Raw genomic sequence first — 25,839 nt, 5'->3', positions numbered from 1 at the left:
GACGGATCCATGCCCCCTCCCCCCTGCAAGCCGCGCGTGGTCGTCATCGTCGGTCCGACGGGCGTCGGAAAATCCGCCCTGGCCCTCCGCCTGGCCTCCCGCCGGGACGCCGAGATCGTCAGCGCCGATTCCATGCAGGTCTACCGCCACATGGACATCGGCACGGCCAAGCCCACCGCGGCGGACCGCGCCGCCGTTCCCCACCACCTGATCGACCTGGTCGATCCCGACGAGCCGTTCAATGCCGCCCTCTACCGGGAACGGGCCGCTGAGGTCATCGGGGACCTGCACCGCCGGGGGAAACCGGTCCTGGTGGTGGGCGGGACGGGCCTGTATGTGAAGGTCCTCCTGGGGGGGCTTGTGGATGGACCGGGGCCGGACGAGACGCTGCGGCGCCGTTACCGCGATCTGCTGGAGAGCCGGGGCCGGGAGCACCTTCATGAACTCCTGGTCCGGCGGGATCCCAGGGCCGCCGCCGCCATCCCTCCGTCCGACGCGGTCCGCACGATCCGCGCCCTGGAGGTCCTCGACCGGACGGGCCGGTCCATCGTGGATATCCGGGCCGGTCACCGGTTTGCCGACCGGCCCTACGATGCCCTCCTGATCGGCCTGACGATGGAGCGCGCCGAGCTCTTCACCGCCATCGACCGCCGCGTGGACGCCATGCTCGGGCAGGGGCTCGTGGAGGAGGTGGAGCGGCTCCTGGCGAGGGGATTCGGAGAGAACCTGAAGCCCATGCAGTCCCTGGGATACCGTCAGATCGTCGATTTCCTTCAGGGCCGTTCCGGCCTGGCGGAGGCCGTGGAGAAGATGAGGCGGGCGACGAAGGCCTTTGCCAAGAGACAGGGGACCTGGTTCCGGGCGGACGACGCCATCCGCTGGTTCACCCCCGGGCAGGAGGCTGCTGTCGAGACGGAAGTCTTGCGATTCTGGCATGTCCCGTAGGGTGCAGCCGCCATTCCCCTTGACTTCGGGCGGGGTTCTATGTAGAAACAACCCCTGTTTGTTCGGCCGTACCGGGGGTCCCCGGTCCATACGAATCCTTTGTGCTGGAAAGGAGCAGGAGTCATGAACCGCCTGAGTTTGGAAAGATGGATGACGGCCCTTTTGATCGTGCTGCTGGTGGCCGGAATCGCCGCCTGCGTTCCCAAGCCGGTCAAGCCGGTCAGTGAGATGGACACGCCGCAGCACCATTTTTTCCTTGGACAGAAAGCCCTGGACGAAGGGCGGATTCAGGATGCCGGAACCCATTTCGACCGCTCCCTCCAGTTGGACCCGAAATTTTCCAAGGCCCATGCCGGCAAGGGGATCGTGGCGGCTTATCTGAAAGACCCGAAGGGCGCCCTGGCGCATGTGGACACGGCCTGGAGACATGCCGGTACGAACGACGAGAAGGCTTATGCCGACATCGCCTACATCCGGGTCTATACGCTTAACCAGTCCCCGGTGAACTGGCTTGACCTGGCCCGGGAAAAGTTTGATTTTGCCCTGCAGTATGATCCCCGCTCCTCCGGCGCTTACTATTTCATGGGAATGGCCTACCGGCAGGCCCTGGAGTTCGAGAAGGCCCGGGGCATGTTCGCCAAAGTGGCCGAGCTGAAGGGCGACTATACGGCTCAGGCGTCGGCCCAGTGGGAGTTGATGGACAAGATCCAGCGGGCCATGCCGGGTACGGCGACGGGCAAGAAGATCGCCCTCCTGGAGCAGATCAGCCGGGCCGACGCGGCGGCCCTGTTCATGGAGGAGTTGAAGATCGACAAGCTCTATGAGCGGCGCACCGTCAAGACCTTCGACACCTCCTTCCGGGAACCCGGGAAGCGGGCGGCAAAGGGCTCCGTGGCCCCCAGGGACATCGCCAACCATCCCCTGAAGGCCGACGTCGACGGCCTCCTGAAATACGGCGTCCGCGGCCTTGAAGTGTATCCGGACGGGTCGTTCGATCCCGCTGGCCTCGTGAACCGGGCGGCCTATGCCATGATGATCGAGGACATCCTCATCAAGGTGACCGGGGACGAGAAACTGGCGACCAAATTCATCGGCAGCACGTCCACCTTCGGCGATCTGCGGTCCGATCTGCCCTATTTCAACGCCGTCATGGTGGTGACGAGCCGGGGGATCATGAAGGGCAACCTCGCAACGGGGCAGTTCAGTCCGGAAGGCGCTGTGTCCGGCGTGGATGCGCTCCTGATCATCAAGGAGTTCAAGGAACAGTTGAAGATATAGCCATCGGGGCCGTCGAAGAAAGCCGCCCGCGGAATCTTTCCGGGCGATGAACCAGGGGCCGGTGGCCGATCCGCCCCTGTGCCCTGCCTCACGGCGGACGATCTGGGGAGCTCGCCGTCAGGCGATTTCGACCTTCCCATAACCGTAATTGTTTCGGCAACCTGCGAAATTCCATTTCATAAAATGAGCAGGGGGCGGCGGGTTCGCAAAAGAACCGCCGCCCCCTCGCATTGCCTGGGAGAACGGAGCCATGGAAGAAAAAACCATCGGGAAGGTGTTTGAACCGCATGCCGCAGAAGAGAAATGGTACCGGCACTGGCTGGACCAGAATTACTTTCACGCCAAGGACGCGAGCGACCGGCCCCCGTTTTCCATCGTCATTCCCCCGCCCAACGTCACGGGCATGCTCCACATGGGGCACGCCCTGAACAACACCCTCCAGGACATCATGATCCGGTACCGCCGGATGCAGGGATACAACGCCATGTGGATGCCCGGAACGGACCATGCCGGCATCGCCACCCAGAACGTGGTCGAGCAGGAGCTGGCCCGGGAGGGGAAAAACCGCCACGACCTGGGGCGGGAAAAATTCATCGAGCGCGTCTGGGAGTGGAAGCACAAATACGGCGGCGTCATCACCAACCAGCTCAAGCGGATCGGCTGCTCCTGCGACTGGCCCCGGGAGCGGTTCACCATGGACGAGGGACTTTCCCGGGCGGTCCGGGAGGCCTTTGTCAGGCTCTACAACGACGGGCTCATCTACCAGGGGGACTACATCGTCAACTGGTGTCCCCGCTGCCACACGGCCATCTCCGACCTCGAAGTGGAATACAAGGAGGAACCGGGCCACCTCTGGCACATCCGCTATCCCTATGCCGACGGCAGCGGCGACATCGTCGTCGCCACCACCCGCCCGGAAACGATGCTGGGCGACACTGCCGTGGCGGTCAACCCCCAGGATACCCGTTACACCGACAAGGTCGGGAAAGAGGTCATCCTGCCCCTGGTAAACAAGAAGATCCCCGTCATCGCCGACGACTATGTGACGATGGACTTCGGCTCCGGCGCCGTGAAGATCACACCCGCCTGCGACCCTGCCGACTTTGCCATCGCCCAGCGGCATCCCATCGGGCTGGTCATGATCATGGACGGCAGCGCCGTCATGAACGAGAACTGCGGCGTCTACCAGGGACAGGACCGCTACGAGTGCCGGAAGAACGTCATCGCGGACCTGGAAAAGGGAGGCTACCTCCTGGAAACGGAGTCCTACACCCACAACGTGGGCAAGTGCTACCGGTGCAAGACGGACATCGAGCCCTACGTCTCGAAGCAGTGGTTCGTGAAGGTCAAGCCCCTCGCGAAGGCGGCGACGGCGGCGGTCATCAAGGGAAAAACCAGGATCATCCCCTCCATGTGGGAGGCCACCTACTTCGACTGGATGGACAACATCCGCGACTGGTGCATCTCCCGGCAGATCTGGTGGGGCCACCGGATCCCCGTCTGGTACTGCGACAACTGCTCGGGGATGATCGTCTCCACCGAGGATCCCACGTCCTGCCCCACCTGCAAAAACACGGGCCTCCGCCAGGAGGAGGACGTCCTCGACACCTGGTTCAGCTCCGCCCTCTGGCCCTTCTCGACCCTCGGCTGGCCCGACCAGACGCCGACGCTGAAGACCTTCTATCCCACGTCCCTGCTCATCACGGGGTTCGACATCCTGTTCTTCTGGGTGGCCCGCATGATGATGATGGGCATCTACATCATGAAGGACGTGCCGTTCAAGGACGTGTACCTGCACGCGCTGGTCCGGGACGAGCACGGCGACAAGATGAGCAAGTCCAAGGGCAACATCATCGACCCCCTGGAGATGGTGGACAAGTTCGGGGCCGACGCGTTCCGCTTCACCCTGGCGGCCTTCACGGCCCAGGGACGGGACGTGCGGATGTCGGAGGAGCGGATCCTGGGCTACAAGTTCTTTGTCAACAAGCTCTGGAACGCCGCCCGGTTCTCCCTGATGAATCTGGAGGACGCCCCCAATGGGGAGCAGCGGCGCAACCGGGCCGCCGAGTCGCTGGCGGACCGCTGGATCCAGGCGCGCCTGAACCGGGCCGTGGCGGAGGTCATCCGGACCCTCGACGAGTACAAGTTCAACGAGGCGGCGGCGGCCGTGTACCAGTTCGTCTGGCATGAGTTCTGCGACTGGTACCTGGAAATGGGCAAGCCCGTTCTCTACGGCAAGGACGCCCCGGAGAAGCGGCGCGAGGCCCAGAGGACGCTCTGCGCGGTGCTGAAGGCTTCGCTGCAGCTCCTGCACCCCTTCATGCCCTTCGTGACGGAAGAGCTCTGGCAGTCCTTCGTGGGCAACGGAAGCTCCATCATGGTGAGCCGCTTCCCGGAGACCAGTGCCACCCTGGAGGATCCCGAGGCGGAAGAGCAGATGGGACTGGTCATGGACATCATCGGTCGCATCCGGAACATCCGCGGCGAGATGAACGTCCCGCCTTCCAGGAAGCTCAAGGCCATCGTCTCCACCGCCGACGCGGCACAGCGGGCCGTGGTGGAGCGGGAGCAGAGCCTGATCGTCCACCTGGCCAACCTGGAGAGCCTCGAGACCGCCGGCGCCATGGACGAGCCGAAGGGAGCCGCCACGGGCGTGATCGGCGCCGTCCGGGTCTTTGTGCCCCTGGAAGGCGCGGTGGACTGGGCGGCGGAAAAGGCGCGCCTCGAGAAGGAGGCCGCCCGGGTTCAGAAGGATCTGGCGCAGGCGCAGCGCAAGCTCGCCAGCAGCGATTTCCGGGAGCGCGCCGCCGAGGCGGTTGTGCAGAAGGAAGAACAGAAGCAGAAGGACCTGTCGGAAAAACTGGCGGCGCTCGAGCGGGCCCTGAAGAAAATCCAGGCCCTGGTGTAAACACCGGCGTCCGGTCCCGGACCGGAGCGGCTGGAAACGCATCCGGCCGGGTGGGGCGGCCCCAAACCCCACCCGGTTTTTCGTCATCACTCGATCCATGCAGGAATCCCTCCCCGGCCACGTGCTGGAACCCCTCATCCGCGAGGCCCTTGCCGAGGACATCGGCCCGGGCGACCTGACGACATCCTCCATCCTCACCGGAGAGGAAAGGGGGGCGGGGTGCGCCCTGGCCAAATCGGACCTGGTCGTGGCGGGGATCGACGTCTTCATCGCGTCGTTCCGCTTCCTGGATCCGCAGGCCGAGCTCCGGGAGTCCCTGACGGATGGAACGGCGGTCGGGACGGGACAGGTGATCGCCGTCGTTGGCGGATCCCTTTCCGCCCTGCTCATGGCGGAGCGAACAGCCCTGAACTTCCTCCAGCGCATGAGTGGCATCGCCACGATGACCCGACAGTTCGTCGAAGCCGTCGCCGGGACGGGGGCGAGGATCCTCGACACACGCAAGACCGTTCCGGGGCTCCGGGTCCTCGACAAGTACGCCGTCCGGGCCGGGGGCGGCACGAACCACCGGTTTGCCCTCTACGACGGCGTCCTCGTCAAGGAGAACCATGTCGCCGCCGCCGGTGGTATCGGGAGCGCCGTTCGGCGGGTCCGCCAGCGAGCGCCCCACACCGTCCGCGTGGAGGTGGAGGTGCGGAACCTGGCGGAACTGGGAGAGGCCCTTGAGGCCGGCGCAGACATGGTCATGCTGGACAACATGGACGTGGAGGCGATGCGGGAGGCCGTCCGCAGGGTCGGCGGCCGGATCCCCCTGGAGGCCTCGGGAAACGTCTCGCTGGCCAATGTCCGGACCATCGCGGAAACGGGCGTGGACTACATCTCCGTGGGCTCCCTGACCCACTCGGTCCGGGCGGCGGACGTCTCTCTGCTCATCTCCCCGGAGCCGCCCGAAGGATGACAGGGTCCCGGTCATGATGCCGCTGAACGAAGGAACCAGCAAAAACCTGCAGGCCGGCGGAAGATTCGGCCGCCCGCTTCACCGGCTTGGGTCGGTGGCGTCCACGAACCTGGAGGCGCTGAAACTGGCGGCAGCGGGGGCCCCGGAAGGGACCGCCGTGATCGCCGAGGAGCAGACGGCGGGGCGGGGGCGTCTCAACCGGACCTGGCAGTCCCCCCCGGGCTGCAACCTGTACCTTTCGCTGGTCCTGAGGCCCAACGTGGATCCGGCGGAGGCCCCGCAGATCACAATGCTGGCGGGAGTGGCTGTGGCGAAGATTCTGGACCGCCGCTGTCCGGGTGCCGTCGGCATAAAATGGCCGAACGACGTGATGATCCGGGACCGCAAGGTCTGCGGCATCCTCACGGAGCTCAGGCTCTCCGGCGGAGGGATCTCCTCGGTGATCGTGGGAATCGGCATCAACGTGAACATCCGGCGGGAAGAGCTGGATCCGTCGTTCCGGGATACTGCCACGTCGCTCCTGGAGGAGACCGGCGCGGAATCGGACCGGACGGTCCTGGCCGTCGACCTCCTGGAAGAGTTGGAGATCCTCTACGATCTCTGGATCCGGGACGGATTCGAAGCGGTCCGGCCGCACTGGCTCCCCTATTCCATCCTGACGGGAAAGCGGATCCGGGTTGCATTCCAGGACGAGGTGGAGGAAGGCACGGCGGTGGGGCTGGACGAGGACGGAGCGCTGCTCCTGGAAGAGCCCGGGGGCGTTCGGAAGCGCATCCTGGCGGGAGATGCAACCATCTTGAAGGAGTCCTGACATGCTTTTGGTCATCGATGTTGGAAACACGAACACGGTACTGGGGGTCTTCGACGGCGACGAACTGGTCCACGACTGGCGGATCCGGACCGTGACGGACCATACGGTGGACGAGTACGGGATGCTGATCTACAACCTGTACAAGTCGAGCCGGATCAGCTCCAAGGCCATCTCGGCCATCATCATCTCCTGCGTGGTGCCCCCCATGCTGAACATCCTGGAGCCGCTGTGCCTGAAGTACTTCAACATCCGGCCCTTGATTGTCGGACCGGGAATCAAGACAGGGATGCCCATCTACTACGACAATCCCAAGGAGGTGGGGGCCGACCGGATCGTCAACGCCGTGGCGGCCTACGAGAAATACCGCCGCGACCTGATCATCGTCGACTTCGGCACGGCGACGACCTTTGACTACGTATCCAAAAAGGGCGAGTACATGGGCGGGTGCATCTCGCCGGGCCTCATGATCTCCAGCGAGGCCCTCTTCGAGCGGGCCGCCAAGCTCCCCCGGGTGGAGCTGAGCATGCCCCGGTCGGTCGTCGCGAAAGATACCGTCAGCAGCATGCAGGCGGGGATCGTGTACGGCTACGCGGGGCTTGTGGACGGCATCGTGAACCGCATGAAGGAGGAGGTGAAGTCGGATCCCTACGTCGTCGCCACGGGGGGGCTGGCCAAGGTCGTGTCCACGGAGGCGAAGTCCATCGACGAGGTGGACGACATGCTGACTCTCCAGGGACTCCGGCTCATCTTCGACCGGAACCGCTGAGGCGGGGCCGGGGCGGGGGAAAGGAACGTACGGACATGCTGAACGTTGGCCTGACGGGCGGAATCGGCTGCGGAAAGTCGACGGTGGCCCGGATGCTTGCCAGAAAAGGGGCCTTCGTGATCGACTTCGATCGGGTGGCCCACGAGGTCCAGGAGCCGGATGCCGTTGCCTGGAAGGCCGTGGTCGCCGAATTCGGCCCGGAGGTCCTCCGGCCGGACCGGACCCTCGACCGGGACAGGCTGGGTGCCATCGTCTTCAACGACGCGGCGAAACGGCACCGCCTCAACGAGATGGTCCATCCCGCCGTCTTTGAAGAGTGGAGGACCCGCCGGGATGCAATCTGCCGGGAAAAGCCCGACGCCGTGGTCATCGCCGACGTGCCCCTGCTGTTCGAGGTGGGGATGCAGGCGATGCTGGACCTGGTGCTTCTGGTCTACCTGGGTCCGGAGGGGCAGATCCGGCGCATCATGAAGCGCAACGGCTACTCCCGCGAGGAAGCGGTCCTCCGGCTGGCCTCCCAGATGCCCATCGACGAGAAGGTTCCTCTCGCCGATTTGGTCATCGACAACGAGGGAACCTTCGAGGAAACCGAGGCCCGGATTGAGGACATCTGGCGGAGGCTGACGGACACAGAAAGGGAAAAACGGCTGGGAAGCGCGGTATAGCGGCCGTTTCTGAACAGCCTGACAACCATCAACGGGGAGGAAGGATAAGGTATGATCGAGAAGAACGTGAAGACGGATTTCAGCGGCAAGGTGTCCGAGCCGGTCATCGACCCGACGGCATACGTGCATCCCCTGGCGGCCGTCATCGGGAACGTGACCCTGGGAAAGAACGTGATGGTCTCTCCCTGCGCGGCCGTCCGGGGCGATGAGGGACAGCCCCTGTACGTGGGCGATGATGCCAACGTTCAGGACGGCGTGGTCATTCACGCCCTTGAGACGGAGATGAACGGCCGGCCCGTCGAGAAGAACCTGGTCGAGGTGGATGGGAAAAAGTATGCCGTCTACGTCGGGAGCCGCGTGTCCCTGGCCCACCAGGTCCAGATCCACGGGCCCGCGGCGGTCCTGGAGGACACCTTCGTGGGGATGAAGACCCTGGTGTTCCGGGCGAAAGTCGGCCGGGGCTGCGTCGTCGAGCCCGGCTGCATCCTGATGGGTGTGACCGTTGCGGACCGGCGCGTGGTCCCCGCCGGATCCGTCGTTAAGACCCAGGCACAGGCGGACGCGCTGCCGGAGGTCACCGACGACTACCCCCTGAAGGACCTCAACAAGGGCGTGATCCACGTGAACAAGGGTCTGGCAAAGGGATATCTGGCGGCGAAGAAATAGCGGGCCGGGCAACAGGGAAAAAACGAAAGGCCGGCGGGAGAGGGGAACGGATCCTCTCTCCACCGGCCTTTTTCCATCTGTTTTGTGAAACGGTGCCGTCTATGTCCGTTATTTGAACAGCGAGGACAGGGCGCCGGTGATCTTGGAGAAGCCGCCGTCCTGCTTCTTCAGCTCCGCCTCGCAGGCCTCCAGCTCGCCCGGGTCCAGGTGTACGGCGCCGCAGCCCTCGTTGATGCAGACGTCGATGGTCACGCCTCCGCGCTTGATCTCCGCCAGGCTCTTCGTCCCGCAGCGGAAGCAGTGGCCCTTGTGGTCCTCCCGGTACTTGGCGTCGGCCTCCTTCGCCGCCTTCTCCCGCAGGGCCATGATCAGCTTCCTGTCGTTTTCCTTGAAGAACATGTCTTCCGAGTCCCCTTCCGGGGGAAGCAGTACCTTTACCTTTTCCTTGTCGTCCGCCATATCGTCCTCCTGATGGATTTCGGTTCGTATCGATGAGCCCCGAAGGGCACCCGTGCCTTATCATCTTTTTGACTGCTTTTCAACGGGATCGGATGGCCGGAGGATGCCCGCCGAGGGTGTGTTCCTGTCCGGACGGATCGGACTGCCGGGGCGATTATCAACCGGACGGAACGAATGGGTTGACAATAGGAGCGGATTCTCCTATGTAGCGGGCACATTCGCAATCGGAAGGAACCTCGCATGGACGTCATCGACAGGCTGCAGAAGCGGGCGATCGGAAAAGGGGACCTGGGGACCGAAGAGGGACTGGCCCTGTTCGAGGAGGGCATGGGGCGGCCTTTCCGCCTCATGGCGGCGGCCTCCGAGATCCGCCGGCACATCAAGGGCGACACCATCGGCCTCTGCGGCATCGTGAACGCAAAATCGGGCCGCTGTCCTGAAAACTGCGCCTTCTGCGCCCAGTCTTCCCATTATCCAACCGAGGCGGAGTCCTATCCGCTGAAGAAGGCGCCGGAGATCATCGCCGCGGCCGAGCAGGCCCGCCGGGCCGGAGCCGAGATGTTCGGCGTCGTCACGAGCGGCAAGCGGATCCAATCCGCCCGGGAGTGGGCAGAGATCCGGAAGGCCGTCGGCGGGATCCGCGATCTGGGCCTGATGCCCTGCGCGTCACTCGGCCTCCTCGATGCCGTGCAGGCAAACGCTCTCAGGGAGGCAGGGCTCTTCCGCTACCACCACAACCTGGAGACGTCCCGCAGTTTTTTCCCGCAGATCTGCACGACCCACGACTACGAAGAGGACGTGGAAACGATCCGGGAGGCGAAGCGCGCCGGCCTGTCCGTGTGCGCGGGCGGGCTGATCGGGCTGGGGGAGGGAATCACCCACCGGATCGAGCTGGCCCTCACCCTGCGGGAACTGGACGTGGATTCCGTCCCGATCAACATCCTCCACCCAATCAAGGGAACACCCCTCGGCGGCACTCGGCCGCTGCCGCCCCTGGAGATCCTGGTCTCCATCGCCGTGTTCCGATTCCTCCTGCCGGAACGGGACCTGAGGCTCTGCGGGGGGAAGGAGAGGAACCTCCGCCAGCTTCTCCCCATGGCCCTGGTGGCGGGCTGCAATGCGCTGATGACGGGAAACTACCTGACGACATCCGGCAGGGAGAGCTCCCTGGATCATGAGATGATCGCGGACCTCGGCCTTCTGCCGGTCCGGGAGCAGGATCTCTGCCGCTGCGGAATGGCGACGGCCGGCGGGATGCCCGGGTGCTGTGAAACCGATGTTCCCCGGCGGTCCCCGCAGAGGAAAAAGGAGCGGATCGCATGACGCCTGCCGATACAGGGTCCGCCCGGGGCCGGGAACTCTTGCTCCACCACCTCAAGGAGGGCCGGGGGGCCTGGGTTTCCGGACAGTTCCTGAGCGAGCGGATGGCCATGACCCGGTCCGCCGTCTGGAAACAGGTCGGCGCCCTGAAGGCGGACGGCTACGGGATCGAGTCGTCCACCCGCAAGGGGTACCGCCTTGTCGTCGTTCCCGACCTGCTCCGGATCGAGGAGGTGCGGGACGGGCTGCGGACGCGGGTCTTGGGACGGACGGAGGCCCGACATTACCGGGAGACCGATTCCACGAACTCCAGGGCCCGGGAACTGGCCGCCGGGGGAGCCCCGGAGGGGACGCTCGTGGTGGCCGAGGGGCAGAGACACGGGCGGGGGAGGAGGCAGCGGACCTGGTTTTCGCCCCCCTTCCTGGGGATTTACGTCTCCCTGGTCCTGCGGCCCGCCATTCCGCCCGGCGAGGCGCCCCGCATGGCCATCCTGGCGGCGGTGGCCGTGGCCGAGGCGATCCGCTCCGAGACGGGTCTCCCGGTGACCATCAAGTGGCCCAACGACATCCTGGCGGGGGGCCGGAAAATTGCCGGCATCCTCATGGAGCTGGCCACGGACATGGGGGCCGTGGACTACCTGGTGATCGGCGTGGGGATCAACGTCAACGTCCCATCCGGGTCGTTCCCTCCGGAGATCCGCCCCCTGGCGACGAGCGTTCTCGTCGAGACCGGGAGAGCGTTCCCGCGCGTCGGGCTGCTACGCTGCTGCCTCGAGTCCCTGGAATCCTGGTACGACCGATTCGCGGCCGAGGGGTTCGTCCCCGTCCTGGAGCGCTGGAAGACCATGAGCCGGATGATCGGGCAGCGGGTCGTCGTCCAGGTCCCCGGCCGGGACCTGGCGGGCATCGTGACCGATGTGGATCAGGACGGTTTTCTACTGCTCCGGGACGACGGCGGCCGGGACCACCGGATCTTTTCCGGCGATGTGAGCCTCCCGCCCGAGACGGAGAAAGGATAACGATTTCATGAAAAAACAGGAAACGTCACTTCGCGGCATGGCCTATGCCGCCATGTTCGGAGCCCTGACGGCCCTGGGGGCCTACATCATGGTCCCCGTTCCGCCTGTCCCGGTGACGATGCAGACCCTGTTCGTCTTTTTGGCGGGATCGCTCCTGGGGGGGTACCTGGGGGCCATGAGCCAGGTGGTCTACATCCTCCTCGGCGTCATCGGCCTGCCCGTCTTCGCCGGGGGCAAGGCCGGGGCGGGGGTCCTCCTCGGTCCGACGGGAGGATACCTGATCGGGTTCGTGATCGGAGCGTACGTCCTGGGCCGCCTGGCGGATCCCCGGGGCAAGCCGGGGTTCTTCGTCCTGCTGGTCTGCATGTTCACGAGCCTGGTGGTGATCTATGCGTGCGGTGTCGCCCAGTTGATGTACGTGGCGAAGCTCAGTCTGCGCAAGGCCCTGATTGTCGGTGTCCTGCCGCCCCTGCCGGGAGACGCCGTGAAGATGGTCGTGGCGGCCCTGATCTGCATCAAGGTCCGGGACCGCCTGAAGCTTGTGAAGGGTCCGGGAAGGCGATGATCGTTCTCGATGGTGTGTCATTCCGCTACGGCGAGGAGGGGCCGGACGTCCTCCGGGGGGTCGATCTCCGCCTCCGGGAGGGGGAATACGTCGCCCTGGCCGGGCACAACGGCTGCGGCAAGAGCACGCTCCTGAAACACCTCAATGCCCTCCTCGTCCCGACCGCGGGGACGGTGACCGTGGACGGCCTCGACACGCAGGATCCTTCCACGCAGCGGCAGATCCGCCGGGCCGTGGGCATGGTGTTCCAGAATCCGGACCACCAGATCGTGGGCATGACCGTGGAGGAGGACGTGGCCTTCGGACCGGGCAACATGGCCCTGCCGCCCCGGGAGATCCGGGAGTGCGTGCGGGAGGCCCTGACCCGGGTGGGCCTCGAAGGGTACGAATCGCGTGCCCCCCACACCCTGTCCGGGGGGGAGAAGCGGCTCGTCTCCATCGCCGGGGTCCTGGCCATGAAGCCCCGGTTCATCGCCCTCGACGAGCCGACGGCCTATCTCGACCCCGTATCGCGGCGGCGTGTCCTCGACCTGATCGCCGGGCTGCACCGCCAGGGGATGGGCATCCTGCACGTCACCCATAGCATCGGCAACGTCGTGGACGCGGATCGGCTCGTGGTCATGGAGGGCGGAGCGATCGCCCTGGACGACCGGCCGGAGACAGCCTGTGCCGCCCTGGCCTCGGGGCGCTTCCCGGGGTTGGAGATCCCTCCCGTGGCGGCCCTGATGGCCGAACTGAGCAGTCTCGGATGGGGCGTGAACCCGAACATCCTGTCCGTCCGGGACGCCTGCCGGGAGATCGACGCCTGTCTGAACCGCCTTCCGGGAGGACGCCCGTGATGAAGTCGTTCCGGTTCGGCCTCTTCGTGGCCGGAGACTCGCCCCTCCACCGGCTCGACCCGCGGGTCAAGATCCTCTCCGTCGTTGTCCTCGGCGTTCTCACGTTCCAGGCTTCCGCGGAGGCGGCGATCCTGATCAGCCTCCTGCTCGCGGCCCTGACGGCGCTTTCCCGCCTGCGGCCACGCAGGCTCTGGGAGGCCCTGAAGCCCCTGTCGGTATTTGCCGCGCTTCTGTTCCTCATCCACCTCTTCTCCACGGACGGCCAGGCCATGGCGTCCCTTTCCGCGGGACCGCTGCGGGTCACCCGGGAAGGGTTGTCTCAGGGCGGATTCGTCGTCTGGCAGTTCTTCGCCCTGGTCTCCCTGGGTGTTCTCCTGACCATGACCACCGGGCCGACCGACCTGGTCGCCGCCCTGGAGAAGCTCCTGGGTCCGCTGAGGGTCCTCCGCGTTCCCGCCCAGGACCTGGCGGTCATGGTCTCCCTGGCCCTGCGCTTCCTACCGACTTTCCAGGAGGAGCTGGAGAAGCTGAAGACGGCCCGCCTCGCCCGGGGGGCAGACTGGCGGCGGGACGGCGCCATCCACAGGCTGAAGGCCGCATCGTCCCTGGTGGTGCCTCTTCTCTTGGGAACCGTACGGAGGGCCGACGATCTCGCCGAGGCCATGGAGGCCCGGGGGTACGCCCGGGGGCCCCGGACGGGTCTCCGAGAGCTGCGCCTGGCCCGGGCGGATTACGCCGCCCTGGCGTTCGTGACGGCGTTCACGGGCGTGGTCCTGGCGGCGGGAATGCTCTGAATCCCCGCCGACGGCGGGTAACACAACGGGATCACACGGGAGAGAAGGGAGGGTACAACATGAAAACGCTGAGGCTTTGCATGGGGATCGCCGCGGCAATCCTTTTTGCCCTCTGCGGCGCAACGGTTCTGGCGGAGGGCGAACTGTCGCAGAAATCACGGCCGGCCCTGGGCCCGGACATGCCGGGAACGTGGGAGATGGTCTACCAGAGACACGGAAAGGTGCCGGCAGCGGATTCCCTGTTCTTCGCCCGGCACCAGCGGTTTCAGTTCACCGCCGACGGCCGGGTCCGGAACCTGGCCTCGGCCAGGCCTTTCGACGCCGTCATCCTGTCCGTCTGGGAGAAGGCGCCCCTGTCGACGCGTTACCGGTTTGCCAAACCGGGTGTCATGAATGTCGTCCGCTCCCCCCGGGACCAGGACTGGATCGTCATCTCCGTCATCACGGCGGACCTGAAGAAAGCGCTGGTCCCCGATGCGCCGCTCCTGAAAAAGGGGGACCTGATCCTGGCCTACATGACGCCGGAAAAGCGGGTGTACATGCATCGATACCTGAGGCGCATCCCGTAGCGGGATGCCCGGGCCGGACGGGCGGTGCCGAACGGGCCGTGTACGATTCCTATTCCGGCTTCAACCAGCGGGTCATCCGGGGAATCTCCTCGGCCGTCCAGGCAGGGGTTTTCCGGATGGCGAAGAACAGGGCGAACAGCCGCTCCATGACGGACACGGCCCGCTCCGCCAGGTGGATCCGCTCCAGGAGCCGCCCCGCCTCGTCTTTCTCATTCGCGTCCTCATCCGCGTCCGCGGGCAGCTTCATGGACTGAAAGCGGAACCGGTCGGCCTTGAAGGTGAACTCCCAGGCATCCGCGTCCTGCTTGAGGGACAGACGGGCCTCGCGGATCTTCTTCCCCCGCCGGAGGGCCTCCCGCCCCTCCTTCAGCTCCGCGTTCAGGCCGTGGCAGACCACCGTTTCCGCGTAGTCTCCCTGGCCGCCTTCAAGGACGACGCGCCGGATGAACGCCAGCTCCACCTCCTCCTTCCGGTCGAGCGTGATCGATCCGGCCCGCTCCTCGCTCTTGAACCACAGCCACGTCAGGAATTCCCGGCCCAGGGTGAAGGGGGCCGGCCCCTCGGGGCCGAGGGCGGCCGCGGCCTCGTCCCAGGGGCTGTAGGGCTCGAGGACCGTGGAGAAGGTGTCCCGGAAGAGCAGGGTGAAGTCGTCGCAGATCTTGTCGGTGTGGGTACAGAAGAGGACACGCTTCTCCGGGAGAAACCAGCAGGCCTCGTAGAGGGCGGGAACCGCCGGGGCGCCGGCCAGGAGTTCCTCCCGGACCGTCTCCTTGAGCAGGCCCTGCTGATGACGGCTGAGGCGCTCCTGCAGCTTTTCTTCCCTGAATCGCCGCTGGGCTTCGAGGGTCCGGAAGCGGAGCAGGGCCGGGGAGACCTGTTTCCGGTCGATCCGCAGGCAGAAGAGGGCCAGGTGCCCCCGCATGGGCGGGTACCGGCTGAAATCCCGGTCCAGGATGTCCTCCAGGCCGGTCCAGCCGATCGTCTTTTCCTCCGAGCGGGAGAGGGCCTCCCGGAAGGAGAAGGACCGCAGCCGGTCCGTCAGGACCTCCGGGTCCGGGGGCGCCGGGGCCTCGCGGGCCGGCCGGAACAGGGAAAAGGTGAGGGGACCTTTCTGGATGGGCATGGAGACCTCCGGTGCGGATTGATCGGGACGCATGCGGGAAGGCCAGGTCGTCCCGTCGGCCGGACGGACCGGCCGGCCGCCTCTGTAGCGCACCCGCCGGGGCCTGTCAAGGCGCGGGCGGCCGGTGAATTGCCCGTGGACAACCGCACGCTTTTGTGATAGCCATTCATCCAATCTTTCCGATAGGATCGGAGTTCAGACCCCCATGTCCATCCGTAAAATCGGCATCATCGCCAACACCGACAAGGAACGCTCCCCCGAGTATGTCTCCGGGCTTCGGGACTGGCTCCGGGAGCGGGGTCTCGATGTGCTCCTGGACGAGGGCATCGCCGAAAAGATCAGCGGCGTGAGCGGCTTTTCGCGCAAGGAACTGGCCGCCCGGGCGGACCTCCTCGTGGTGTTCGGCGGTGACGGGACCATGCTGCGGACGGCCCGCTCGGTGGCGGAGTTCGACATCCCCATCGTCGGTATCAACACGGGCGGGCTGGGCTACTTGACGGAGGTGAACCTCAACGAGATGACCGAGGCCCTGGATAGGATCCTCCGGGGCGATTTCTCCACGGAGAAGCGGATGATGCTCGACGCCCTCATCCGCCGCCAGGGGCGGGATCCCGTCCGGGAAAGCCACATCCTCAACGACGTGGTCATCAACCGGGCCGACCTGTCCCGCATCATCGAGCTGGAGACGGCGGTGGACGACCGGTTTCTCACGACCTTCAAGGCCGACGGCCTCATCATCGCCACGCCGACGGGCTCCACGGCCTATTCCCTCTCGGCGGGAGGGCCCATCGTCTTCCCCGAGCAGGACTCGATCATCCTCAACCCGATCTGCCCGCACACCCTGTCCAACCGTCCCATCGTCCTTCCCGACTCGGCGGTGATGAAGGTCACCCTGTGGTCGAAGGAGGCCGGGGCCACCGTCAGCCTGGACGGCCAGACCACGTTCACCCTGAGGGCCGGGGATTCCATCACGGTCCAGAAGTCGCCCTTCGTGACGACCCTTGTCGCCTCCCCCCACCGGGATTACCTGGAGATCCTCCGGACAAAGCTGGGGTGGGGGGTGGGGCCGGGGCGCGAAAAACCCCTTCCATAGCCGGGAGAGCCCGAAACGGGATCATGCTTGCCGAGCTCTGCATCCAGAACTTCGCCATCATCGATACGCTGAAGATCTCCTTTCACCCGGGCCTGAACGTCCTGTCCGGCGAGACCGGGGCCGGGAAATCCATCATCGTGGGGGCTCTAAGCCTTCTCCTGGGGGACCGGGCCTCCTCCGAGATGATCCGGACCTCCGCGGAGGAGGCCGTCGTGGAGGCGGTCTTCCATGTCACCGGCAACGGGGATCTGGCAACGCGGATGGCCGGGATGGGGATGGAAACGACGGACGAGCTGGTGATCCGGCGGAGCGTCTCCCGCGGGGGGAAGAACCGCATCCACATCAACGGCCACCCGGTGAACCTGTCCATGCTGGCGGCCCTGGGCGAGTGCCTGGTGGACATCTGCAGCCAGCACGAGCACCAGGTGCTCCTGAACCCGGAGCGTCACCTGGATCTGCTGGACGCCTACGCCGGCCTGGCGCAGGAGCGGGAGGCCTTCGGGTTCCTGTACGACGAGCACCAGGCCGTCCTGGCGCGGCTCCGGGAGATCGAGGGGATCCGCCGGCGGCGGCGGGAGCGGGAGGAGTGGCTCCGCTTTTCGATCCGGGAGATCCGGGAGGCGGCGCCGCTGCCGGGGGAGGAGGACGTCCTCCGGAACGAGCGGCAGGTCCTCGGAAACGTCCGGAAGCTGCAGGAGCTGGCGGGGCGGGCCCACGAGACCCTGCACGGGCGGGACGGAGCCGTTCTCGATTCCCTCCGCGGGATCATGGCGGACATCCGGGAGATCCGCCGGATCGACGGGACCTTCGGCCTCTCCGGGGCGGACCTGGAGGAGCTGTACTACGGGCTTGAGGATGCGGCGGCAACCCTCCGGTCCTACCGCGACGGCCTGTCCGTCGATCCGGGGCGCCTCGAGGCCCTGGAGGAGCGCCTGGAGCTGCTCCGCAGGCTCAAGCGCAAGTACGACGGGGACGAGACGGCAGTCCTGGCCCGCGTGGAGGAGATGGAGCGGGAGCTGGAAGGCATCTCCCGGATCGAGGAGGACGCGGAGCAGAAGGCCCGCGAGGAGGAGCGCCTGCGCGGGGCCCTGGATGAGCGGGCCCGGGTGCTCTCGGAGCGTCGCCTCCGGGCGGCCCCCGGCCTCCGGGAGTGCTTGGAAGAGGAGATCCGCGCCCTGCGGATGGAACCCGCACGGTTCGAGATCCTGTTCCGGGGACCGGAAAATCCAGAGGAGCGGACCGTCGGCCGGCGGGGCTGGGACGACGTGGAGTTCCTCCTGTCCACGAATGTCGGGGAGGAGCCGAAGCCGCTCCACCGGATCGCGTCGGGCGGGGAGTTGTCCCGCATCATCCTGGCGATGAAGAAGGTCCTGGTCCGCGGCGGGTCCGTGGGGACGATCGTCTTCGACGAGGTGGACAGCGGCATCGGCGGGGCGACGGCGGAGGTGGTGGGGGAGCGGATCCGCGATGTCTCCGGGGTCCACCAGGTTGTCTGCATCACCCACCTTCCCCAGATCGCCTGCTTCGCCCAGCGCCATTTCCGGGTCTCCAAGGCCCTGGCGGAGGAGCGGACGGCCTCCCGGGTGGAGGTCCTTTCCGAGGAGGAACGCCTCGAGGAGGTGGCTCGGATGCTGGGCGGCGTCCGGATCACCGAGAAGACCCGGGCCCATGCCCGCGAAATGCTGGGCCGTGCGGCCGGAAAGGCCGGATGAGGGGCCGCGGTCGGAGGTTTACAACGGCGGTCCCGCGTGGTAGAAGGGCACACAAAATTTTCCGCTCCGGCAGGCCGGGGCGGTCCTTTCGAGAGGGGAATCCATGGGAAGACACAAGAAGAGCGAGCGCAAGAAAGAGCTGGACCGGCAGCGGAAACGGCGAAAAGAGAACCTGAGGCTCCGCCGCAAGGAGGCGCTCAAGAACCAGGACGGAACCCTGAAAAAGACGAAATAGCGGCCCCCGTTCGCACCGCCGGGCCGGGAGGGCGGACATGTTGAGAAAGGCCCGCATCAGCGACGTCCGGACGATTCACCGCATGATCAACACCTCGTCCGGCCAGGGAGAAATGCTCCCCCGGTCGCTCATGGACATCTACGGGAACATCCGGGATTTCTTCGTCTATGTCGATGACGACGGGGAGACCCTGGCGGGCATCTGCGCCATGAACATCATCTGGGAGAACCTGGCGGAGATCCGTTCCCTCTACGTGGAAGAGCCGCTCCGCAAGCGCGGCATCGGGCGGATGCTGGTGGAGGCGTGCATCTCCGAGGCCATCACCCTCGAGCTTTTCCGCATCTTCACCCTGACCTACAGGCCGGGATTCTTCCGAACCCTCGGTTTCCGGGAAGTCGATCGGATGAGCCTCTCCGAGAAGATCTGGTCGGACTGCTTCCGCTGTCCGAAATACCCGGACTACTGCGACGAAGTGGCGATGATCATTGAACTCTGATCGCCGCCGGGGCGCCCGGCCCGTCCTTTTGATCCTGCTTCTCTGCATTGCCCTTACCGCCTGCAGCGTCCGCAGGGAAGCGCAGGCGCTTTCCCCCCCGGCGTTCGTTCCACCCCCGCCCGCCCAGGCCTGCGCCTCCCCGGCGCTGGAGCCGGTATCCTGGGACTTCATCCCCATCCTCGAAGACGACCTGGATCTTCCTTCCCTGAAGCTTGCCATCGAGAGAAGCCAGGCCTATTACGGCCGCACCGGCATCGGCCCCGTCCGCATCGGCGCGGAAAGCCGCTCCCCCGCGGATATGGGGGAAGCCCTGCGGGAGCTGCTCTCGATTCTGGAAGGGAGTGGATCTCCGGAGGAGAAGCGTGGCCGGATCGCCGAACGATTCGACCTGTACCGGGCGGCCGGCTCGGACGGCCGCGGGGCCGTCCTTTTCACGGGCTACTATGTTCCTATGATGGAGGGGTCCCTTGAGCCGACGGAGCGTTTCCGGTATCCCGTTTACGGGGTGCCGCCGGAGTCCAGGGCGGCCGCATCCGCCGCCGGGAAAAACGGCAGCCGGAAGGCGTTCCCGCTCTGGAGCCGGAAGGAGATCGACGGCGACGGCGTGCTGAAGGGGCGGGGGCTCGAGATCGCCTGGGTCGACGACCCCACGGAGCTCTTCTTCCTCCACATCCAGGGCTCCGGCCGGATCCGTCTTCCCGACGGCGCCATCGTGACGGTGGGATACGCCGGGTCCAACGGACGGCCCTTCCGGAGCATCGCCCCGTACATGGCCGAGCAGGGCATCATGCCCACGGGAAGCCTTTCCTACTGGAGCATCCGGGAGTATCTGAACAGCCACCCGGAGGAGCGGCAGGGAGTTCTCAACTGGAACGAGCGGTACATTTTCTTTCGGATCCTGGAGGGAGAGCCGGTGGGGTCCCTGGGGGTGCCCGTCACGGCGGGCCGGTCCATTGCCGTGGACCCGGGGTGCTTTCCTTCCGGGGCGGCGGCGTTCATCCGCGCCCGCAAGCCCGTGGCGGACGAGACGGGGAAAACGCGATGGACGCCCTTTTCCCGGTTCGTCCTCGCCCAGGACGCCGGGGCGGCCATCAAGGGTCCCGGGAGGCTGGACCTTTTCTGCGGGGCCGGGTACGAGGCGGAGCGGAAGGCGGGGAGCCTCAAGGAGAAGGGCGAGCTGTATTTCCTCTTTCCCCGGCCGCGCTGAACAAGGACTGCCCGGTCCTCAGCGCCGGGAACGCCCTGTCCAGGTGTCGTTGGCGTCGGCCATCCCCAGCGCCGCGTTCAGCCAGTCCATGGCCTTGATCGGCAGAAGCACCTTCATCAGCGGCGTCACGAACTTCACCGGTACGGAAGGGACAGCCACCATGGCCCGGTTCCGCCGGATCGCCTCCACCACCCGGGACGTCACGTCTCCGGGCTTCAGCATCTGCGTTCCCGCCACCATCTTCGAACCCTCGAACATACCCGTGTTGACCGTGTTCGGGCAGACCACCGTGACGCCCACGTTGGCCCGCAGCTTCCGCATCTCCTGCCGCAGGCTGTCGGTGAAGCCGATGACGCCGAACTTGCTGGCGCAGTAGGCCGAGAGGTTCGGGATCGCCAGGATGCCCCCGGCCGAGGCGAAATTGACGATATGCCCCTCGCCCCGGCGGAGCATGGCCGGCAGGAAGGCCTTGCAGGTCCAGAACAGCGCCGTCAGGTTGACCCGGATCATCCGCTCGATGGCGGTATCGTCCAGGCTCATGAGCGGCGCGGCCGTGACGATCCCGGCGTTGTTCACCAGGATGGCCGGGGGCTCCATGTCCGCCCCGATCTTTTCGGCCAGTTCGTAGACCGCGGCCCGGTCGGAGATGTCGCAGACGTAGCCCCGGCAGGGTCCGATCCGGCGGAGCTCCTCCTCCGCGGCCTGCAGGCTTTCGGGTTTGACATCCACCAGGGCCACGGAGCAGCCCTCCCGGAGGAGCTTCTCCGAAAGGTCCCGGCCCATGCCCATGCCGGCGCCCGTCACGACGGCGGTCTTTCCCTTCAGGTTCTTCATGGCAGCCTCCCTGTGCTCCCCCGGATCGAGGCCCGAATCACTCGGCCTCGGCGGGATACATTGCTTCGATCACGTCCCGGTACTTCTCCTGGATCACCTTCCGCTTGATCTTGAGCGAGGGCGTCAACTCGCCCGTCTGTTCCGAGAAGGAGGTGCGGAGGATGCGGTAATACTTGATCGTCTCGACCCTTGCCAGGTGCTTGTTCACCTCCTGGACGTGGCGGTCCACGATCGGGCCGAATTCCGCCTTTTCGTACAGGTCCTCCGGATGGGTGAAGGCCACCCCCTCTTCTTTCGCCAGGCGGGCCGCCTCGGCCAGGTTGAGCGTGATCAGGGCCGTCAGGTATTTCCGGCGGTCGCCGATGGTCACGACGTGCTCGAAGAGGGGGTCCTTCATGAAGAGCCCCTCGATGTTCTGCGGGGCGATGTTCTTTCCGCCGGCGGTAATGATCAGGTCCTTTTTCCGGTCCGTGATGACGAGGAACCCGTCCTCGTCGAGCCGGCCGATGTCCCCGGTCATGAGCCAGCCGTCTTCCGTGAAGGCCTCGCTGGTCTGTTTCGGCATCCGCCAGTATCCCCGGATGATGTTTCCGCCCTTCGCCAGGATCTCGCCGTCCGCGGCGATCTTGACCTGGTTGCAGGGAAGGGGGCGGCCCGTTGTGCCGTGGCGGTAGCTGCCGATAACGTTCAGGCTGATGGGCGCAGTGCTCTCCGTCATGCCGTATCCCTCGATGACGAAGATGCCGGCGGAGTTGAAGAAATCGGCGATCTCCCGGGACAGGGGCGCGCCGGCGGCGGTCATCCAGCGGACCCGGCCGCCCAGCCGCTCGTTCAGGTTCCGGTAGACGAGCCGGTAGGCGAGGCGATACTGGAGGTCCAGGGCCTTGGGAATGGGCTTTTCGCGCTCTTTCAGGACACTGACCTGCCCGCCGACCTTCGTCGCCCACTGGAACACCTTCTGCTTCCAGGGGGGCTGTTCGTTGACCTGGGCCAGGATCCGGGCGTAGATCTTCTCGCAGACCCGGGGCACCGCCAGGACGATGGTGGGGCGCTTGGCGGCGATGTCGTCGATGATCGTGTCGAAGCTCTGGGCATAGTGGGTCGTGATCCCCACCTTCATGCCGTAAAAGTGGCCGGCGATCCTCTCGAAGACGTGGGACAGGGGAAGGAACGGGACCGTTTCGTCCGTGTCGTAGGCCGGGACGCAGGTGTCCAGGGCGTCGAAGACCGCCAGGATGTTGCTGTGGCTGATCATGGCCCCCTTGGGATGCCCCGTCGTTCCGGACGTGTAGACGATGGTCGCCAGGTCCTCGACCTCGATGGCGTCGTTGAGCCGGTCGAAGAGATCCGGCTCGCGGCGGGCCAGGTCGCGGCCCTGCTCCTGGAGATCGCGGAAGGTCATGAGCAGGGGGTTGGACAGGTCGCACCCCTCCGGGTCGATGACGACGATCTTCTCCAGGGAGGGCAGATTCGGAACCTCCGGGAGGGTTTTGGCCACGACGGTCCCGTTTTCTGCGATGAAGATCCGGGACTCGGAATTGCCGATGATGTAGGCGATCTCGGGACCCGGAACGGTCGTGTAGAGGGGGACCATGCAGGCCCCGATGCCGAGGCTGCCCATGTCGGAGGCAACCCACTCGAGGCGGTTCTCGCTCAGGATAGCCACGCGGTCCCCCTTGCGGATCCCCAGGGAGTAGAGGCCGAGACCCACGGCCCGGGCGTTCTCGTAATACTCCTGCCAGCTCCACCCCTCCCACCGGCCGTTCCTGCGCTTCTCCATGGCAAGGCGGTCTCCGTATCGTTTTGCCTGGTTTCTGAAGATCTGGGCCAGATTGGCCTTCATGGCGCTCCTCCCTCCTTATTGTCTGCCGCCTGGGACGGCAATGGGTTCAGGGAAGTCCCGGGCATGCATCCGTTTCGGAAGGTACGGATCCGGCGGGACCATGGAAAAAGGTACGGCGATGGTGAATGTAAACTTGAGGCAAGAAATTGCCAGACGCTGATTGATTTGTCAATCAACATCTTCAACCGCGTGAAAATATCTTGAAGACGCCGCGAAACTCAATGAAAAAGCGCTTTTTGAACCGTCCGGGCAAGGACGTCGCCTCGCCGCGGCGGGGATAGGAATTGACGTTTCCGGCTGGAATGGGGTAGTTCAGGGGGCAGCATGGGGGCCGGCCTCGCGGCAGGTCCGAAGAAGCCTTCCGGGACGCTGGTCCCGGGGAGCCGTTTCCGCTCCGTTTTCCCGCGGGAAGGCGGAGTGCAAAAAAGAAGGGAGACAAGATGTTCGATCCTGCAAAATGCGACTTCTGTGGAGAGTGCCTCGGGCGTTGCGCCTACATCGACTTCGACGGCAAAGAGGGTGCCCGCCAGTTCGAGAAGCTGGTGAAGGGGGAGCCCGTGGACTGGCTCCGGAAATGCGTGACCTGCTTTGCCTGCAACGAATTCTGTCCCCGGGATGCCCGCCCCTTCGACCTGATCCTCCAGCGGATGGAGGCCCTGGGGGATTACGTGGACCCGAACCTGTTCCAGGCGATTCGGGACAAGTTCACCGCGCCGGCGGGCTTCGAGCCGCCGAAGGTAAAGTCGCCCGTGCTGTCGGTGTGCACCATCGAGCCCGTCGCTCCCTGGGCCTTCAAGGGCTCCCTCTTCCGCGGCCTGGATGTCCTCAAGGGCCGCTTCTGGTTCTGCAACGTCCTGTTCCCCCACCTGGGCAACGAGACCGTGCTGGTTGAGGGCATCAAGCCGCTTCTCGACCGCTATGCCTCCCTGGGGGTGGACGAGGTGATCTTCGCCCACGACGACTGCTATGCCCTGATGGCCGACTGGGTTCCCCAGCTGGGCCTGAGCCTTCCGTTCAAGGCAACCCACCTCTTCGAATACCTTGCCCGTACCCTGAAGGAGCGCCGGTCCGAGATCCGGCCGCTGGGGATGAAGGTCGCCTACCAGCGGCCCTGCGCCTCCCGGGGCACGCCCGGCAAGGAGGCCTTCCTGGACGATATCTTCGAGCTCATCGGCGTCGAGCGGGTCGACCGGAAGTACGACCGGGAAGAGGCGCTGTGCTGCGGGCAGTCGATGAAGGGATTCATGCAGAGGGGGGAGAAGTACCCCGCCTACCAGACCCTGAACATCGAGGATGCCAAGGCCCACGGGGCCTCGGCCATGGCTTTCCTGTGCCCCATGTGCCTCGATGCGCTGAAGAAGACCTGCCGGGAGGGAGGGCTCGACATGTACATGGTGAGCGACCTCTGCCACCTGGCCCTGGGGGAGGACCTGCGGAAGGAATTCCAGAAGGCGGGCTGACGCAGACCGGGGGAGGTTTTTCATGCCGAAGATTCGTCCGGAAGATTATCCACGGATCCTCTTCTTCACGGGGGCGGGGATGTCCGCGGAGAGCGGCGTCCCCACCTATCGCGGCGCCGGGGGCGTCTGGAGCTCCTACCGGTGGGAGGAATACGCCTGCCAGGAGGCCTTCGACGCCGACCCGGAGAAGGTGCTGCGCTTCCATGAGCTGCGCCGGAAATCGGTCCTGGCCTGTCCTCCCCATGCCGGCCACGAGGCCATCGCGCGCCTGGAGGGGGAGCATCCCCGCGTGACGGTGGTGACGCAGAACATCGACGGGATGCACCAGCGGGCGGGGAGCCGCAGCGTCCTGGAGCTGCACGGGAGCCTCTGGCGCCTGCGCTGTTCCGGGCACGGCGTCCGGGAAGACGTGGGGGAAGCTTACCAGCGATATCGCTGCGAGGAGTGCGGCGGCTGGCTTCGGCCGGACATCACCTGGTTCGGCGACATGCTCGATTCCTTCGTCATGTCCCGGGCCGCCCAGGCGATCCGGGCCTGCGATCTGTTCGTCAGCATCGGCACCTCCGGTGTCGTCTGGCCCGCCGCGGGCTTTCCCAAGGCCGCCCGGGACGCCGGGGCCCGGTGCATCGAGATCAACCCGGAAGCGAACGAGATGTCGTCCCTGTACCACGAGTCGATCCGGGGAAAGGCGGGAGACGTGCTGCCGGACCTGTTCGGGTCCTGAGAGGGAAAGAGGCGCGCTACAGGGGCTTCCTCCAGACCGGCGTCCGGGAGCCCTCCTCGAAGAAGTCCTCCAGAATCCCCACAGGGTCGCCCGCCAGGGCGGAGTAGAAACTCCAGGCCGTGGTCCGGTAGCGGGGATTGCTCGACCAGAGCATCTCCGTCCACCCGGCCTGCCCCGCGGCCCGGAAGAGGGCCTGAAGGAGCTCTTTCCCGAGGCCCCTGCCGCGGGCGTCCGGCGACAGGAAGGCCGTCTTCAGGCCCACCGCCCGGGCCTCCGGAGACGACCGGAAGGGGAGAAAACGGTCGTCGGGCGTTCCGCATCCCATGACCCCCGCCGGCCTGCTGTCGGGAGCCCGGGCCACCAGGTACAAATCTCCGTTCCCGGCGGCCGCCGCCTGCAGGACCGCCATGGTCCGCTCGATTTCCTCGTCGATGGTGCGGCCGTCCCTCCGGATCCAGGCCTCGACGATCCCCCGCAGGCCCGGGACGTCCCCGACCGTCAGGCGAGCAATCTGAAACGACGGTGCGTCTTCCATGCCCCCGACCTCCTG

Annotated in this window: 26 protein-coding genes; 21 read left to right on the top strand and 5 right to left on the bottom strand. The window is 65.9% G+C overall.

Going from position 1 to position 25,839, the window contains the following annotated elements; genetic code table 11:
• Positions 1 to 9: 9 nt before the first annotated feature.
• The 8 genes from miaA (at position 10) to PLO63_12740 (ending at position 8,997) form a co-directional block, all read left to right on the top strand.
• Positions 10 to 945 (top strand): tRNA (adenosine(37)-N6)-dimethylallyltransferase MiaA, encoded by a 936-nt coding sequence (gene miaA, locus PLO63_12775; GenBank protein HOI75010.1) that lies wholly within the window; start codon positions 10 to 12, stop codon positions 943 to 945.
• Positions 946 to 1,068: 123 nt separating this feature from the next.
• On the top strand, positions 1,069 to 2,223 hold the full coding sequence (locus tag PLO63_12770) for a hypothetical protein (protein ID HOI75009.1): 1,155 nt from the start codon (positions 1,069 to 1,071) through the stop codon (positions 2,221 to 2,223).
• A 250-nt stretch (positions 2,224 to 2,473) separates the two neighbouring features.
• Entirely contained in the window at positions 2,474 to 5,131 is a 2,658-nt protein-coding gene (locus tag PLO63_12765) for a valine--tRNA ligase (GenBank protein ID HOI75008.1), read from the top strand.
• A gap of 121 nt (positions 5,132 to 5,252) precedes the next feature.
• On the top strand, positions 5,253 to 6,089 hold the full coding sequence (nadC, locus tag PLO63_12760; protein ID HOI75007.1) for a carboxylating nicotinate-nucleotide diphosphorylase: 837 nt from the start codon (positions 5,253 to 5,255) through the stop codon (positions 6,087 to 6,089).
• Positions 6,090 to 6,102: 13 nt separating this feature from the next.
• Positions 6,103 to 6,900, top strand: coding sequence for a biotin--[acetyl-CoA-carboxylase] ligase (locus PLO63_12755; protein ID HOI75006.1), 798 nt, complete (start codon positions 6,103 to 6,105; stop codon positions 6,898 to 6,900).
• Position 6,901: 1 nt separating this feature from the next.
• Positions 6,902 to 7,666, top strand: coding sequence for a type III pantothenate kinase (locus tag PLO63_12750; protein ID HOI75005.1), 765 nt, complete (start codon positions 6,902 to 6,904; stop codon positions 7,664 to 7,666).
• A gap of 35 nt (positions 7,667 to 7,701) precedes the next feature.
• Complete coding sequence (gene coaE, locus PLO63_12745) at positions 7,702 to 8,331, top strand: dephospho-CoA kinase (GenBank protein HOI75004.1); 630 nt, start codon at positions 7,702 to 7,704, stop codon at positions 8,329 to 8,331.
• Positions 8,332 to 8,382: 51 nt separating this feature from the next.
• The gene (locus tag PLO63_12740; GenBank protein HOI75003.1) at positions 8,383 to 8,997 is read left to right on the top strand and encodes a carbonic anhydrase; all 615 of its coding nucleotides are present in this window, start codon (positions 8,383 to 8,385) and stop codon (positions 8,995 to 8,997) included.
• Positions 8,998 to 9,105: 108 nt separating this feature from the next.
• On the opposite strand, the gene PLO63_12735 is transcribed toward PLO63_12740, so the two are convergent.
• Positions 9,106 to 9,456 carry a zf-TFIIB domain-containing protein gene (locus PLO63_12735; protein ID HOI75002.1) on the bottom strand — a complete coding sequence of 117 codons (351 nt, stop codon included), beginning with the start codon at positions 9,454 to 9,456 and terminating at the stop codon, positions 9,106 to 9,108.
• 240 nt (positions 9,457 to 9,696) lie between these two features.
• Here PLO63_12735 and bioB point away from each other — a divergent pair, with 240 nt between their 5' ends.
• From bioB to PLO63_12705, 6 genes are read left to right on the top strand one after another with little or no spacing between them, the layout of a single operon-like run.
• Positions 9,697 to 10,779 (top strand): biotin synthase BioB, encoded by a 1,083-nt coding sequence (bioB, locus tag PLO63_12730; protein HOI75001.1) that lies wholly within the window; start codon positions 9,697 to 9,699, stop codon positions 10,777 to 10,779.
• Positions 10,776 to 11,795 carry a biotin--[acetyl-CoA-carboxylase] ligase gene (locus tag PLO63_12725; protein ID HOI75000.1) on the top strand — a complete coding sequence of 340 codons (1,020 nt, stop codon included), beginning with the start codon at positions 10,776 to 10,778 and terminating at the stop codon, positions 11,793 to 11,795. Before bioB ends, PLO63_12725 begins: the two co-directional genes overlap by 4 nt.
• 7 nt (positions 11,796 to 11,802) lie before the next feature.
• Positions 11,803 to 12,360 (top strand): biotin transporter BioY, encoded by a 558-nt coding sequence (locus PLO63_12720; GenBank protein ID HOI74999.1) that lies wholly within the window; start codon positions 11,803 to 11,805, stop codon positions 12,358 to 12,360.
• Positions 12,357 to 13,199, top strand: coding sequence for an ATP-binding cassette domain-containing protein (locus tag PLO63_12715; protein ID HOI74998.1), 843 nt, complete (start codon positions 12,357 to 12,359; stop codon positions 13,197 to 13,199). Before PLO63_12720 ends, PLO63_12715 begins: the two co-directional genes overlap by 4 nt.
• Complete coding sequence (locus PLO63_12710; protein ID HOI74997.1) at positions 13,199 to 13,993, top strand: energy-coupling factor transporter transmembrane component T; 795 nt, start codon at positions 13,199 to 13,201, stop codon at positions 13,991 to 13,993. The genes PLO63_12715 and PLO63_12710 overlap by 1 nt, the downstream gene beginning before the upstream one ends.
• Positions 13,994 to 14,052: 59 nt before the next feature.
• The gene (locus PLO63_12705) at positions 14,053 to 14,562 is read left to right on the top strand and encodes a hypothetical protein (GenBank protein ID HOI74996.1); all 510 of its coding nucleotides are present in this window, start codon (positions 14,053 to 14,055) and stop codon (positions 14,560 to 14,562) included.
• A 49-nt stretch (positions 14,563 to 14,611) separates the two neighbouring features.
• Here the strand turns inward: PLO63_12705 and rdgC are convergent, their stop codons facing one another.
• Positions 14,612 to 15,685: a recombination-associated protein RdgC gene (gene rdgC / locus PLO63_12700; protein HOI74995.1), complete on the bottom strand. Its 1,074-nt coding sequence runs from the start codon at positions 15,683 to 15,685 to the stop codon at positions 14,612 to 14,614.
• A gap of 205 nt (positions 15,686 to 15,890) precedes the next feature.
• Here rdgC and PLO63_12695 point away from each other — a divergent pair, with 205 nt between their 5' ends.
• From PLO63_12695 to PLO63_12675, 5 genes are all read left to right on the top strand, one after another.
• Positions 15,891 to 16,778, top strand: a complete 888-nt coding sequence (locus PLO63_12695) for an NAD(+)/NADH kinase (GenBank protein ID HOI74994.1) — start codon at positions 15,891 to 15,893, stop codon at positions 16,776 to 16,778.
• Positions 16,779 to 16,801: 23 nt separating this feature from the next.
• Complete coding sequence (recN, locus tag PLO63_12690) at positions 16,802 to 18,490, top strand: DNA repair protein RecN (GenBank protein HOI74993.1); 1,689 nt, start codon at positions 16,802 to 16,804, stop codon at positions 18,488 to 18,490.
• Positions 18,491 to 18,593: 103 nt separating this feature from the next.
• Positions 18,594 to 18,725 carry a hypothetical protein gene (locus tag PLO63_12685; protein HOI74992.1) on the top strand — a complete coding sequence of 44 codons (132 nt, stop codon included), beginning with the start codon at positions 18,594 to 18,596 and terminating at the stop codon, positions 18,723 to 18,725.
• 37 nt (positions 18,726 to 18,762) lie between these two features.
• Positions 18,763 to 19,221 (top strand): N-acetyltransferase, encoded by a 459-nt coding sequence (locus PLO63_12680; protein ID HOI74991.1) that lies wholly within the window; start codon positions 18,763 to 18,765, stop codon positions 19,219 to 19,221.
• Positions 19,211 to 20,428, top strand: coding sequence for an MltA domain-containing protein (locus PLO63_12675; protein HOI74990.1), 1,218 nt, complete (start codon positions 19,211 to 19,213; stop codon positions 20,426 to 20,428). Before PLO63_12680 ends, PLO63_12675 begins: the two co-directional genes overlap by 11 nt.
• An 18-nt stretch (positions 20,429 to 20,446) precedes the next feature.
• Here PLO63_12675 and PLO63_12670 read toward each other — a convergent pair whose 3' ends face one another.
• Both PLO63_12670 and PLO63_12665 read right to left on the bottom strand, forming a co-directional pair.
• Positions 20,447 to 21,262, bottom strand: a complete 816-nt coding sequence (locus PLO63_12670) for an SDR family oxidoreductase (protein HOI74989.1) — start codon at positions 21,260 to 21,262, stop codon at positions 20,447 to 20,449.
• 37 nt (positions 21,263 to 21,299) lie between these two features.
• A complete protein-coding gene (locus PLO63_12665) occupies positions 21,300 to 23,105 on the bottom strand; it encodes a long-chain fatty acid--CoA ligase (protein HOI74988.1) in 1,806 nt (601 codons plus the stop codon).
• Between the two features lie 440 nt (positions 23,106 to 23,545).
• Between PLO63_12665 and PLO63_12660 the strand changes: the two genes are divergently transcribed.
• Positions 23,546 to 24,565 (top strand): heterodisulfide reductase-related iron-sulfur binding cluster, encoded by a 1,020-nt coding sequence (locus tag PLO63_12660; protein HOI74987.1) that lies wholly within the window; start codon positions 23,546 to 23,548, stop codon positions 24,563 to 24,565.
• A gap of 22 nt (positions 24,566 to 24,587) precedes the next feature.
• Complete coding sequence (locus PLO63_12655) at positions 24,588 to 25,289, top strand: NAD-dependent deacylase (protein HOI74986.1); 702 nt, start codon at positions 24,588 to 24,590, stop codon at positions 25,287 to 25,289.
• 16 nt (positions 25,290 to 25,305) lie between these two features.
• Here the strand turns inward: PLO63_12655 and PLO63_12650 are convergent, their stop codons facing one another.
• Complete coding sequence (locus PLO63_12650) at positions 25,306 to 25,824, bottom strand: GNAT family N-acetyltransferase (GenBank protein HOI74985.1); 519 nt, start codon at positions 25,822 to 25,824, stop codon at positions 25,306 to 25,308.
• Positions 25,825 to 25,839: the final 15 nt, after the last annotated feature.

It is taken from the genome of Syntrophales bacterium (assembly GCA_035363115.1).
GTDB lineage: Bacteria > Desulfobacterota > Syntrophia > Syntrophales > PHBD01 > PHBD01.
Note: the sequence above shows the minus strand (reverse complement) of the source record. Positions and strands in the feature narration are given on the sequence as shown.

What these genes read in the sequence shown, in the direction of transcription:
- rdgC (HOI74995.1), bottom strand. Translation starts at nt 15,685, where the DNA reads ATGCCCATCCAGAAAGGTCCCCTCACCTTTTCCCTGTTCCGGCCGGCC.
- PLO63_12725 (HOI75000.1), top strand. Translation starts at nt 10,776, where the DNA reads ATGACGCCTGCCGATACAGGGTCCGCCCGGGGCCGGGAACTCTTGCTC.
- PLO63_12665 (HOI74988.1), bottom strand. Translation starts at nt 23,105, where the DNA reads ATGAAGGCCAATCTGGCCCAGATCTTCAGAAACCAGGCAAAACGATAC.
- recN (HOI74993.1), top strand. Translation starts at nt 16,802, where the DNA reads ATGCTTGCCGAGCTCTGCATCCAGAACTTCGCCATCATCGATACGCTG.
- coaE (HOI75004.1), top strand. Translation starts at nt 7,702, where the DNA reads ATGCTGAACGTTGGCCTGACGGGCGGAATCGGCTGCGGAAAGTCGACG.
- PLO63_12680 (HOI74991.1), top strand. Translation starts at nt 18,763, where the DNA reads ATGTTGAGAAAGGCCCGCATCAGCGACGTCCGGACGATTCACCGCATG.
- PLO63_12710 (HOI74997.1), top strand. Translation starts at nt 13,199, where the DNA reads ATGAAGTCGTTCCGGTTCGGCCTCTTCGTGGCCGGAGACTCGCCCCTC.
- PLO63_12650 (HOI74985.1), bottom strand. Translation starts at nt 25,824, where the DNA reads ATGGAAGACGCACCGTCGTTTCAGATTGCTCGCCTGACGGTCGGGGAC.
- bioB (HOI75001.1), top strand. Translation starts at nt 9,697, where the DNA reads ATGGACGTCATCGACAGGCTGCAGAAGCGGGCGATCGGAAAAGGGGAC.
- PLO63_12770 (HOI75009.1), top strand. Translation starts at nt 1,069, where the DNA reads ATGAACCGCCTGAGTTTGGAAAGATGGATGACGGCCCTTTTGATCGTG.
- PLO63_12695 (HOI74994.1), top strand. Translation starts at nt 15,891, where the DNA reads ATGTCCATCCGTAAAATCGGCATCATCGCCAACACCGACAAGGAACGC.
- PLO63_12670 (HOI74989.1), bottom strand. Translation starts at nt 21,262, where the DNA reads ATGAAGAACCTGAAGGGAAAGACCGCCGTCGTGACGGGCGCCGGCATG.
- miaA (HOI75010.1), top strand. Translation starts at nt 10, where the DNA reads ATGCCCCCTCCCCCCTGCAAGCCGCGCGTGGTCGTCATCGTCGGTCCG.
- PLO63_12660 (HOI74987.1), top strand. Translation starts at nt 23,546, where the DNA reads ATGTTCGATCCTGCAAAATGCGACTTCTGTGGAGAGTGCCTCGGGCGT.
- PLO63_12685 (HOI74992.1), top strand. Translation starts at nt 18,594, where the DNA reads ATGGGAAGACACAAGAAGAGCGAGCGCAAGAAAGAGCTGGACCGGCAG.
- PLO63_12655 (HOI74986.1), top strand. Translation starts at nt 24,588, where the DNA reads ATGCCGAAGATTCGTCCGGAAGATTATCCACGGATCCTCTTCTTCACG.
- PLO63_12735 (HOI75002.1), bottom strand. Translation starts at nt 9,456, where the DNA reads ATGGCGGACGACAAGGAAAAGGTAAAGGTACTGCTTCCCCCGGAAGGG.
- PLO63_12740 (HOI75003.1), top strand. Translation starts at nt 8,383, where the DNA reads ATGATCGAGAAGAACGTGAAGACGGATTTCAGCGGCAAGGTGTCCGAG.
- PLO63_12715 (HOI74998.1), top strand. Translation starts at nt 12,357, where the DNA reads ATGATCGTTCTCGATGGTGTGTCATTCCGCTACGGCGAGGAGGGGCCG.
- PLO63_12765 (HOI75008.1), top strand. Translation starts at nt 2,474, where the DNA reads ATGGAAGAAAAAACCATCGGGAAGGTGTTTGAACCGCATGCCGCAGAA.
- PLO63_12720 (HOI74999.1), top strand. Translation starts at nt 11,803, where the DNA reads ATGAAAAAACAGGAAACGTCACTTCGCGGCATGGCCTATGCCGCCATG.
- PLO63_12755 (HOI75006.1), top strand. Translation starts at nt 6,103, where the DNA reads ATGATGCCGCTGAACGAAGGAACCAGCAAAAACCTGCAGGCCGGCGGA.
- PLO63_12705 (HOI74996.1), top strand. Translation starts at nt 14,053, where the DNA reads ATGAAAACGCTGAGGCTTTGCATGGGGATCGCCGCGGCAATCCTTTTT.
- PLO63_12750 (HOI75005.1), top strand. Translation starts at nt 6,902, where the DNA reads ATGCTTTTGGTCATCGATGTTGGAAACACGAACACGGTACTGGGGGTC.